Source organism: Myxococcaceae bacterium JPH2 (assembly GCA_016458225.1).
GTDB lineage: Bacteria > Myxococcota > Myxococcia > Myxococcales > Myxococcaceae > Citreicoccus.
In genome coordinates, this window is record JAEMGR010000047.1 from 1 (window position 1) to 11,374 (window position 11,374).

The 11,374-nt window shown below is 65.4% G+C and carries 8 protein-coding genes and 1 pseudogene; 5 read left to right on the forward strand and 4 right to left on the reverse strand.

The window, feature by feature from the left end; translation table 11 throughout:
• Positions 1 to 11: 11 nt before the first annotated feature.
• Positions 12 to 392, reverse strand: coding sequence for a hypothetical protein (locus JGU66_34905; protein MBJ6765973.1), 381 nt, complete (start codon positions 390 to 392; stop codon positions 12 to 14).
• Between the two features lie 277 nt (positions 393 to 669).
• Positions 670 to 1,323: a hypothetical protein gene (locus JGU66_34910; GenBank protein MBJ6765974.1), complete on the reverse strand. Its 654-nt coding sequence runs from the start codon at positions 1,321 to 1,323 to the stop codon at positions 670 to 672.
• Positions 1,324 to 1,754: 431 nt separating this feature from the next.
• On the opposite strand from JGU66_34910, the gene JGU66_34915 reads away from it, so the two are divergent.
• The gene (locus tag JGU66_34915; GenBank protein MBJ6765975.1) at positions 1,755 to 2,426 is read left to right on the forward strand and encodes a hypothetical protein; all 672 of its coding nucleotides are present in this window, start codon (positions 1,755 to 1,757) and stop codon (positions 2,424 to 2,426) included.
• A gap of 302 nt (positions 2,427 to 2,728) precedes the next feature.
• Positions 2,729 to 3,922: an IS3 family transposase gene (locus JGU66_34920; protein MBJ6765976.1), complete on the forward strand. Its 1,194-nt coding sequence runs from the start codon at positions 2,729 to 2,731 to the stop codon at positions 3,920 to 3,922.
• Positions 3,923 to 4,262: 340 nt separating this feature from the next.
• Here JGU66_34920 and JGU66_34925 read toward each other — a convergent pair whose 3' ends face one another.
• A complete protein-coding gene (locus tag JGU66_34925; protein MBJ6765977.1) occupies positions 4,263 to 5,003 on the reverse strand; it encodes a DUF1266 domain-containing protein in 741 nt (246 codons plus the stop codon).
• A gap of 819 nt (positions 5,004 to 5,822) precedes the next feature.
• Between JGU66_34925 and JGU66_34930 the strand changes: the two genes are divergently transcribed.
• The 3 genes from JGU66_34930 to JGU66_34940 all read left to right on the forward strand — a co-directional run bounded on the left by JGU66_34930 (position 5,823) and on the right by JGU66_34940 (position 10,652).
• Positions 5,823 to 6,023, forward strand: a complete 201-nt coding sequence (locus JGU66_34930) for a transposase (GenBank protein MBJ6765978.1) — start codon at positions 5,823 to 5,825, stop codon at positions 6,021 to 6,023.
• Between the two features lie 605 nt (positions 6,024 to 6,628).
• Entirely contained in the window at positions 6,629 to 10,153 is a 3,525-nt protein-coding gene (locus tag JGU66_34935) for a hypothetical protein (GenBank protein ID MBJ6765979.1), read from the forward strand.
• A gap of 25 nt (positions 10,154 to 10,178) precedes the next feature.
• On the forward strand, positions 10,179 to 10,652 hold the full coding sequence (locus JGU66_34940) for a DcrB-related protein (protein ID MBJ6765980.1): 474 nt from the start codon (positions 10,179 to 10,181) through the stop codon (positions 10,650 to 10,652).
• Between the two features lie 459 nt (positions 10,653 to 11,111).
• Here the strand turns inward: JGU66_34940 and JGU66_34945 are convergent.
• Positions 11,112 to 11,374 (reverse strand): annotated as a pseudogene (locus JGU66_34945) (transposase).

The window sequence follows — 11,374 nt, forward strand, 5'->3', positions numbered from 1 at the left end:
GCTGAACCCTCTCACGCGACAACTACCTTGACGCTCACCGGGACCGTGCATGAAATGACGCGTTCGCTAACGCACGCGTGGCACTGGACCCGAATTTCTGGTAGCCACAACGGCTGGCTGCTGTTCGGCGTCGTCGTGCGGTTGGGGTAGTCGTTCGTGGTGCCATCGCCCCGTTGGCCATAGCGGTTCTGTCCAAGGGTCCAGACGCGGCCCTGGACGTCGAGCGCGACGCTCTGGAAGCCGCCGCCCGCCACGTCCTTGAAACGCAGCTCCGCGGGCAGGGCGATGTCTACGGGCGGGACCTGGTTGTACGGATTGGCGTGGCCGACGCCGAGCTGTCCGGCGCGGTTGGAGCCGATGACCAACACCCGACCGTTCACCAGGTAGAACAACGGGTACTCGGCGCTGGCGATGCGGGTCAGCCCCGCGAGGCTGTCACCCGCGTCGGTGGGGCCCCTCCCGCGTCGGGCGGGCCCGCATCCTGGGTCCCCGCGTCCTGCGTTCCCGCGTCGTCGCCGGCCTCCTCGACGAACCCGGTGTCTGGAGGGTCCTCCGTTCCCGAATCAGCGGACGACGCGGAGCACCCCATGAGGACCACGGCGAGCGTGACGAAGCGCGTACGAAAGTGACATGTGGCTCTTGTCACTTAATTGCCGCAACGAAGGGAAGTCAGGTGGGGTGGACTCCGTCTGGATAGAGACACTCGGGTGCGAGCGCGCGGATGTCCCGCACGTAGGACTCGAACCAATCGAGGAAGGTGTCGAACACGTGGCTGGGAGCGTGCCCTCGCTGTTCCCAGACGAAGCGGCGCGTGTCCTGGAAGCAGGCCCAGGCCAGCTCTCCCATGTGATTGAGCACGAGGGCGGGGGCCTTCAGGTCACCGCCGCTCGTGGCGATGCACCACTGGATGTCCCGGGGCAACAGGTAGGCCGCCGCGAAGGGGACCAGATGCGACGTGGTGATGGGGCGGTTGTCAAGGGTGACGCCCGACGGAATCCGCACCAGGGCGAGGGACTCCAGCACTTCGTCCGGTGAGTACACGCGGAAGTTGGCGGGCAGCGCCGTCCACACCGCTTGCTCGCCCTCCTCGGCGCGCGGCACCTCGACACGCGCGAAGGCGTGCAGCCGCCAGAACTCGCGCAGCCCGGGGGTAAGCGCGGAGCCTCCCGCTGGAGGTGGGCCCCCCAGGAGCTCCGAGAGCAGCTCCAGGTCTTCTTCCGACACGGGCGGGCCCAGCACGAGCCTTCCTCCAAATCCCTTCGCCCACTGCTCGACATCCGCCAATAGCGCCCGGTAGCGGGGCTGAACTGATTGCTCACTCATGCTCGCGAGCTTACCTGTCAGAGGGGAGACCTTCGTGGATGTGAAAGCCGGCGTGAGTCCGTGTACCTTGAGGGCATGTCACGCGGACGCGGTTGGATGTTGCGCATAAGAGGGATGGGGCCCTGTTGAAGGGGAGGGAGGGTGCAGAGGGGCCGAGGAGAACCGCTAACAAGGCCGCCCGAGCGATGCTCCCGGCCGGTGGACAGGTCGCGTGAGCCCCTTTGGGTGGAGACGACCTTCAAGAAGCGCGGGTCTTCGATCCACGCGAGCGCGGAGAAGCGCGGGATTGGAGCGCCGCGCGGCATCGTGTCGAAGTCGAGGTCCGGCCGCTGGACGAAGAAAAGCACTCGTTCCCCCTGGCCCTCGTGCTGGGATGATTCACCATGGGCGATTGGGCGGTGACGACGCACTGGGCATGGACACGGCCACGAATGCCTGAAGCCAGGGACTTTCCGAGCGACCGCTGGGCTGCCCGCCTTGGCCGAGTGGGTCCGGGGCTCTGGCAGTTGGAAACGCTCCAGAAGTACGGCTACTACCGTGCCCCCGAAGGGACGGCCGCCGTGGGAGTCCAAGCTCCCGACGGCTATTTGGTGGAATACGGAGGCGGCCCCTTCTCCGCAGCCTGGAACTATCTCGTCGCCACAGAGCCCTCCGGTGCAAGCCGCTTCGCGCGAGCCGCGGGGCTGCTGGGTGAAGACGCCTCCCTCCCGCCTGCGGTTCAACACGCGGTGCTGTGCCTGCGCACCCCCATCCGCTTCGAGCGCCCTCTTGCGTCCTGGAGTCTGAGCGACAGCCATCTGGACTCAGCCCCCGCCGCCCGCGTCGCTGAGGCGCTCATCGCCGGAGGCCCCCCTCCTCGCCGGGGACGGATCGAATGCGTAGTGGGACTCTTTACTTTCGAGTTCGGCTGGGTCCACACAGGCGTCCTGACACTGTTCATCGACGAGTCGATGGAGCAAAGTGGGGCCGAGCTCGAAATGACAGGCCGGTTCAACGCACTCTCCGAGACAAAGGAGGTCGGCCCGTTCGCGCACTCCCTGTACATGGAGCGGCCCACATCAGTACCGGTGCCCCTCGTCGCCTGGCCCTTCCCCACGCGGTAAGGGCTCACTCAGAAGGAACCGTTCTTCCCCGAAGGAGGGCTGGGTGGGTGAACAGTCCATCTGCAACCGGCGGAACGGCGTGTACCGGCGGGTGAGGCCGGGGCCAACAGGCGCGCCTGTCAATGTGCGTCCTGGTTCCTCCAACTCCTGCCTTTGCTCCCTGCCCTGCCCAGCCACCGCAGTCAGGGCCGGTACCGCGCCACCTCCTTGCCGCGTCTGCCTACCCCCCAGAGGGGAACCACACGAAGTGCGGGAGAGCCGGTTTCGTGGAGTCCCACCCGCGGTGCGAAGTGGGTCCCACGATGCCGAAGTCACGCCCCCCATACCCACCGGAATTCCGCGAGAGGGTCGTCAAACGGATGAAGGCCGGCCGGTCCGGCAAGAGTCTCGAGAGAGAGTTTGGATGCACCGAGCAGAGCATCCGGAACTGGAGGAAGCAGTTGGAGGGGAGCGACAGTGGCGCCCCCAGCAGCAACGGCGAGAGCAGGCCAGTTGCCAGGGCGAGCAGTGCCACCTCGGATGAGCGCGCTGAACTCGAGCGGCTGCGGCGCGAGGTGCGGGAGCTGCGCGAGGAGCGCGACATCCTAAAAAGCTGCGGCCCGGTTCGCGCAGGAGTCCGTGGCGACGCCCAGGCGGCGTACCGACTCGTGAAGGCGAATCAGGCCGTCCATGGCATCACGACGCTCTGCCGTGTCCTTGAGGTTTCCGAGAGCGGCTACCACGCGTGGCGCACGCGCCTGCCCTCGAAGCGCGCGGTCGCGGACACGGGCCTCAGCGAGCGCATGCGCGCCATCCACGCGATGAGCGACGGCACCTACGGCGTGCCGTGCATCCACGCTGATCTCGCGGCAGAGGGCGTGCACATCGGACGCAAGCGCGTCGCCCGTCTCATGCGAGCAGCGCATCTCGCGGGCGTCAGTCGCCGCAAGTGGTGTGTCACCACGACGCGCGACGAGCGCGCACGCCCTGCGCCCGACTTGGTCGACCGCAAGTTCGTGGACCCTGGACCCGACCAACTCTGGGTTGCCGACATCACGTACATCCCGACGCACGCCGGCTTCCTCTACCTCGCCATCGTGCTCGACGCATGGAGCCGCAAAGTCGTCGGCTGGGCCATGGCTGGCCACCTCAAGACGGAGCTCGTCGTGCGGGCACTCGACATGGCAGTGAGGCGGCGTCAGCCCCAGAACGTCGTGCACCACAGCGACCAAGGGACGCAGTACACCTCGATTGGCTTCGGGCTTCGGTGCAAGGAAGGCGGCGTGCGCCCCTCCATGGGCAGCGTTGGCGACGCGTACGACAACGCGCTGTGTGAGAGTTTCTTCGCCACGCTCGAGTGCGAATTGCTCGCACGCCGCCGTTTCACGTCTCACGCCGAGGCACGGATGGCCGCCTTCCGCTTCATCGAGGGCTGGTACAACCCATTCCGTCGTCACTCCGCGCTCGACTACGAGTCGCCCTCTGGCTACGAGAAGAAGCACCGCGCTGCCGCTTGAGGGCGAAAGCGCGGAACGCTCTGTGGAACCGGGGCAACTTCAATCGGCGGGATTCGCTTGGTGTGATTCTCGGCCATCCCTCTCTGCCAACGACCAGCCCAGCCCTGACTTTTGTTAGGGAATGTCAGCCGAGAGGTCGCAGTCCTACGCGATGGCCATTGGCGCCTCATGGGGAACATCTACGATGAGACGGGAACCAACCATACGAACGCTGAACGAATAGCACTTTCATGCAGGGCTCTCGGCACCGGGAGCGATGCCTGGCCGCCCATCAACGCATTGGGCGGCCAGGCATCTCATTCCTCCCCCCGAAGGCGGCCGAAGGGACTGCAGTTCCCGATTACGTGCCGAGCGTGGAGGCGTGCTCTGAGTCCTGCGCGCTCCCCGTCTGCCAGGCGAGCTTCGTCCACGGACCCTCCGGAGCCACCTGGCAGTCCGCGGTGATGGACGCGAGGCCACTGAGCATTCCGTCCTCGGAGCCGTTCCACATGGCGCGGCCCAACAGGTAGCTCTTGCCCCACTGCTCCCACGAGGAGAACTCGGCCCGGGCATGCTCCGAAGCGCGCGCGATGAAGGCCCACGCCTGGCTCTCGTCCAGGAGCTTGAGGTCGTAGCTCATGCGCGTGATCACCACTGCCCGGCCCAGGTCCCACGCCAGCGTGCCTCGCGCCAGATCTTCAGCGGTGAAAGTGGTCTTGTCTTCCTTCAACGAAGCCAGGCTCGCGCCCAGATTGCTCAGCGCTTCGCCGCTGGACTTCGCGACCTGCTCCCACTGATCGGGAGACACATTCGTCAGTCGGCGCAGAGCCGCGTCAAAGGCCACACGGTGGCCCGAGCTCAAGAGCTTCTCCACCTGGGCTGCCGCAGTTTGTCGGTTGTAGATACCCCACCACTCGCTGAGCCCCGTCCGGAGCCGCAGTTTCGGCACGCCGGTCTCCAGCGAATTCCAGTAAGCGGTGATTTGCTCTGCATTCACCGCGCCCAACAAGATGCCGAAGAGCTGCTGCGGCGGCAGGTTCACCTTGGGGTTCGTCTGGAACGACTTGAGGGTCCGCAGAAAGAACAGGATCTTCGGGAGCAAGTAAAGCGCGACTCCCAACACGGCGACCAACAGAATGATGTGATTCCCTTGCATGGTGTCTCTCCCGGAGAAAGGTAGCCGTCCGCCGTCCTGGCGCCTTCAGTGGATTCAATCGGCGCGAATGCGGCGCGAACAGGCGCGCCTCTCTAGATCAATTCGGCGAGGGCCACCGGTAAATCTCGACGAATCCGTCGCCACCATTCCGCCGGCACTGAAACAATTAACTGCAACCACCGGACAGCGTGAACTCCCGGCGTCGCGAGGCGAGGTGCCGGCCCATCCGCTCCTCGGACCCGGTGAGGCCTCTGCCCCAACGGGGCGCGAGAGTGCTGGCCGCGCCACGAATGAGCACCTGTGCCTATCCAAAATTCGGTCGCTGCGTCATGAGCTCATTAAAGCTGCGTCAAAACGCGCGTCATGACGCGAGTGACTCGCATGACGAGCCGTGGGTCCTCCCTTCCGTTTGACAGAGGTCGGAATTACGCGCGGCTCGGACGCCTCAACACCTCTCTGCGCCGCGATGGGCAGGAGGGGGAGCGCCGCTGCCTCAGCGCCCTCCCCTGCTCCGGTGGCAGTGTCTTCATCCCAGTGCAAGCCAGGTCCGTTGTTCGCGCGCTTCGAACAATGGATGAGCGCGCGCGTGGACATGATGATTGACGAAGTCCACGTCCGCGTCCGCCCCCAGGGCACGTCGCGGATACGGGGCTAACCCAGACGAGGCGAATGTCAGCCGCGTCTTACTGTTGTACCGGGAGACAGGAGCTGTCGTGCCGCGGCCCCAAGGCAGCGGCCTTGCCACTGGCTCCCCCAGGCGACGTCGTGCTGGTGGACAAGCTGGGTGGCCACACAATGGCCGGGGTGCGCCAGGCGGCCGAGGCCGTGGGAGCCTGCGGGGTGTACCTGCCCACCGACAGCCCTCATTTCGATCCCATCGAGTTGGGGTGGGCGGACCTGAAGCGACAGCGTCGTCAACTCGCGCCGCGGACCGTGGAAGACTTGGCTCAGGCAGCAAGGCAGTGACTCGCGGCTTCCCTGCTCGCGAAGCGCGTGGCTTGATTTCGCCACGGCCTCTCCTTCCTTCACTTCAACTGTTCTCCGCGCCAGACGCGCCCGATGACTGGGAAAGCCATTCAGGTGGAACCGACGTTCGCCGCGGTATCGAGCGCCGTGGCGGCATCTCCCGGGAGGGTGCGCTCTGAGGCAGCGAGCGCCCAGCCGACGGGATGAGCCGCCCCCCTCCATTGGACAACGCTTGGATGAGGCGTGCCCACTTCCCTGGCGGCTGCCCCCGCCTGAGCCTCATCGCGCGCCGCTCGCCGAGGCTTCTCGCCGGCTGCACGTTGGCCGACCCGAAGACCGGGCAATCGACTGCAGTCCCTCCAGCGGAGCCTCTTCCTCGAGGCCCAGGTACAGGAGTCTGTGCTGGGGCCATCAAATGGCGGGGAAATTCTCCGCTCACCTGCTTCCGGGACGCCCCTGGTTCTCTCATGTCCGGGGCAGCCGAGCCCCTGATGACAAGGGGTTAGCCGAGGGCGTGGGGAAAAGTTCACGATTCGGTGCGCCACCTCGCGCCAAGGCCCCTCCTCCGCAGGAAGGGTCACGAATTCTCCCCACGGAGGCCCACCATGGGCGTCAATACGAACTACCAGAGCACCCCCACCTATCGCAGCGAGCCCAACACGGAGGCACCGTCCGCCAACGCCGCGGACCCCGCAGCGGAGGCAGCCAGGGCAGCGGCTGAGGCCGCGGCGGCAGCAGAGGCCGCGCGTCAGGCCGCAGCGGCAGCGGCGGAGAAGGCTCGCCAGGAGGAAGCGGCGGCGCACGCAGCGGAGACGGCATTTGGGACGGCGGAGCAGAAGAAGGTGGACGCCAATACCGCGCTCGGCGACGCGCAGCGGGCACTGGCGGGCTTCGACGAGTCTAAATTCAAGAAGCCAGAAGTCGGCCCCTATCTGGACAAGGCCGCCCTGCAACAGAACGTTCAGACCGCGCAGACCGCGCTGAACACAGCCACCGAGGAGGCCGCCAAGTTGGAGGGCCCCGCGACGCAGGCTCGCACGCAGGCGGACGCGTCCCGACAGGACTCCATCAACAAGGGCAATGCGGCGCTGGAGGCCCAGCGCACCGCCAACACCTCCGCCAAAGCCGCGGGCAAGCCGGAGCCCTTCCCAGAGGTCAATCAGGTCCGGGACGTCTTCGACGCAGCCAGCATGGACGCACAAGCCCAGACAAAGTTGCTCGGGGCCCCGTCCGTCATCAACATCTACGAGGCCGCGAAGGCCGACGCGGCGCGCGTCGGGGAGGCCACGGCGCGCAGCCCACGTGAAGGGGCTCAGGAATTGGAGCGCCAGCTCTCCCAGAACTCGAGTCCGGAATACAAATCCTCGCTCGTCGCGGAGTCCATGCCCCACCTCCAGAAGATGGCGGACTCCTTGGGCGGCAAGACCACCACCAGCTCTTCGCCGTACATGACGGGCAACAGCCCTCCCCCCTCGTTCACCACGGTGGAGGGCAAGGTCAGTCAGGAGGATGCGCGCGCCATCATCAAGAGTCTGGCCAACAGCGCGGACATGTCTGGCACTGCGGGAAGCAAGACCATCGCGGAGCGGCTGAACACCGCCAATCAAGCGGTGGTGCAGGACGGGCTCAAGGCCAATGTGAGCGACCCCAAGGTCCCCCAGTTGGCCCAAGCCATGATTCAGGAGTTCCGCACCCGGAACCAGACCGTTCAAGCCAACGCCATCATGAAGCTGGGGCCGGAGTTCATCACGCCCAAGGACACCGCGCTTCAGAAGGAGGTGGACCTCAACACTGTCGGAGAGGAGCGCGCGCAACTGGAAGGAGACCGGCAAACCCTCATCACACAGGCCGGTGACCAGAAAAAGCTCATCAACGACATGGCCGCCAAGCCCCCTCAGGAACTTCCTCCGGGAATCAGCGTGGAGCGCGACGAGGCGCAGAATACGCTCTCCCTCATCAAGAAGGACGAGCAAGGCAATGTCCTGGAGCGGATGACCTCCTACCAAGGCGGTGGTGCGGTCGCCACCACGCGATACGACCGGGAGAAGGGAGTCGCCGCGCAAACCCTGGTCTCCAGCAACGGCGACGCGGCGGTCCTTGAATCCAACACCTGGAAGATAGACCCCAAGGCGGTGGACCCCGGTCTGGCCGACGTCAAGGAGTTGCTGGCCAAGAATGACCCAGATGCCTCGAGCACTCGAACCGAGCTGAAGAAGGTGCCTGGCAACCAGCACTTCAACGAATTCTTCGTCGCGACCACCACCTCACAGGATGCCAAGACGGGCCTGACCCAGACGGAAAAGCATTACGACACACAGAAGAACAAGGACGGCATCAAGGACGAGCTGGACGAGCGGTTCGACACGAGTCGCCCCATTGACAAGGTCGACATCCAGACCGTCCATGTTCCTCCTTCGGGCGCCAAGGATCCGGATGGGAAACTCGTGAAGGCCAGCGTCGTCACCGGCACGTCCTACTCCCAGGACAACGTGCGCCTCACCGGCTCGCAGAGCCGGTTCGTGGACTCGCCCGCGAACCAGAAGAATCCTCCGGGAGCGCTGGTGTCCTATGTGCTGGACGACGCTCGCAACAATGACAAGACACCCAAGACCTGGACCCTGGAGACCAGCAAGCCCGACGAGTTGGACACGCAGACCTTCATCGAAGGCAAGAAGGACTTGTCCGTCGTCACCAAGAGGACCATCCAGGGGAATCAGGTTGTCGAGACCACCCGAGGCAAGTCGCCCAACCCTTCCGGCGAGGGAAAGCCAGTGGATGTGACGGGGGACTCCACTCGGACCTACGACGAGCAAGGCCAGGTCACCTCCGCGCACTCGGAGCAGGTGGATGCGCAGGGCGCGCGCGCCGTGGCGGACTACAAGCGACAGGAGGTCGCCAAACCCAATGGCGATCGCGACGTCATCGAGACCCAATCCTCCACGCGACAGGACCCCGGGTGCCAGCCCCTTTCCACCGGAAGCAGCACGCTGTCTCGGACCTTCAATCCCCAGGGACAGGTGAGCCAGATGCACCTGGAAGAGACGGACAAGGACCGCAACAAGACGACCTCTGACTATTCACGGACGGAGGCACGCAACGCGGCGGGCGAAGTGGAGGTGACCGAGAAGAAGAACACCACTCGGCAAGACGTCGCCGGAACCGTGAGCAAGGTGGACAAGGAGCAGGTGGCGGTCCAGACCGACAAGGGACCTCAACTCACCCGCGCCGCCACGACCATCACCAGCCCAGATGGGACCTCCACCCATAGCGTCACACCAGCGGGCCAGCAGCTCACGGTCGATGGCAAACCCGTGGACACCCTGACGCAGCTCAATGCACTGCCGCCGACCAAGGCTTCGCTGGGCGCCGCCGCTGTCGACGAGGTGTCCCAACAGCTCCAAGAGTTCGGGGACCTCTCCACGCGCCTCCAGCCGGACCAGAAACAACTCTGGAACGAGCGGTATGAGATTACCGGCGCGGCGGCCTCCAGCAATTTCGGCCTCGCCCAGCTCAAGCTGAGCCGCGTCGTGGATCAGCCGGGGGCTCCCCATGCAGACCTGGGCGCCACGGGCAGACTGCTGGCCGGAGGCGCGGGCTTCGTGAAGATCTTCGCGGGAGCGTCCGTGCTGGCCACGGATCCTCCCATCATGAAGGAACTGAGCGAGGGTAACTACCATGCGGCCTTCAAGGGAGCCTCCGCGACCGCGGGAGCATGGGCCTCGATCGGCACCGGAGTCAGTCCTTTGTGGACAGGCCTCACAGGCAAGGGGGACCTGGCCATGGATGGAAAAATCAGCACGATGGGGGGACGCATCAGCGTCAGCACGCTTGAGAAGGCTTCGAAGGGCATGGGGCAATTCTCAGCGGCCATGGCGGTGCTCCATGGCGGAGGGCAGATCGTGGATGGCTTCCAGAACGGCAATGGCTGGCAGGTGGCCAGCGGCGCGGTGACGGCCGCCGCCGGAGCAGGCGGCTACTTCGCGGTGAATGCCGTGGTGGCGGCATCGTGGGGTGGAGGGCCGGCTGGCGCGGCGGCGGGGTTGCTCATCGCAGCGGGCGCCTATGGGCTCAACAAGATGTTCGACCACTTCGACAAGAGCGAACACAACATCGCCAAGCCGGTGATTTGAGCCCATGAACCCCAAGCCCTCGCCCATGTCTCCCACGAAATCCATCCGCCACGGCGCGCTGACCGTTTCCGTTCCCATGGGCTGGGATGACCGCAGTCAGGTCATCGCGGTGGCACCGGAAGTGGATGGGTTCCGCTCCAGCCTGGTGGTCTCGGTGGAGCCCGTCACGTCCTCTGAGACGGCCGCGCAGTTGGCGGCGCGCATGCTGCCCAATACCCAGCGCGTGGCACCGGGCTTCACCCTGGTGAACGAACGCGACGCCCTCTTCGGGGGGAACAAAGGCGTCCTGCGCGAGTACACCGTCCTGATGCAAGGCCAGCGCGTGGCGCAGCTTCAGTTCTACACCGTGAGGGACTCTGTGGGCTTCACCTTCACCTATACGCAGCGCGCGGACCTCCTGGCTCGCACGCGGTCCGTGGCCGAAACCGCATTCGCATCCGCGCAAGTGGGAATGCCGGCCACGGAGTCCGTGAAGCGATTGGGCTTCATCCGCACCTAGACGCGCCCGACGACTGGGAACGCCATTCAGGCGGAACCGATGTTCGCCACGGTGTCGAGCGCCGTGGCGGCATCTCCCGTGAGTGTGCTCTCTGCGGCAGCGAGGTTCTCTCGAAGATGGGCCACGGAGTGACCTGCCTGGATTATTCGGACCACTGATTACGAGAGAGGTTCCGTCGGGGATGGGTTGGGTACCTGTGCCTACCCAAAATTCAGTCGCTGCGTCATGAGTGCGTCAAGGCTGCGTCAAAACGCGCGTCATGACGTGAGCGATTCGCATGACGAGCCGTGGGTCCTCCCTCCGTTTGACAGAGGTCGGAATTACGCCCAGCTCAGACGCCTCAACACCGCGCCGCCTGCGTGTGGACACTCCCCGCCCTTCCTACGAACGCACAGGTAGGCTGGTGGCTGGTGAAGCTCGCGGGTCTACGAGGGTGTTGTTGGAGGAATCGAGACTCGACGCAGCGCGGCGCTCGTACCGGTGGTGGAGCCCGAAGACTTCCCGTAGCTCTATCACCTTGGCTCCGCGCTCTGGGCCCTGCACCACACGCGTCTCGGGCGCATCTTTCCCGAGCGACAGGTGCGTCCGGCTCGCATTGTAGTAGCGCTGGTACTCGCGCAGCAGACGCCGAGCGTGAGGTTCGTTCAGGACGACAACATGGTCCAGCAGCTCCCTACGTATCGAGCCGATGACCCTCTCCGCATGGGGATTTTGCCACGGAC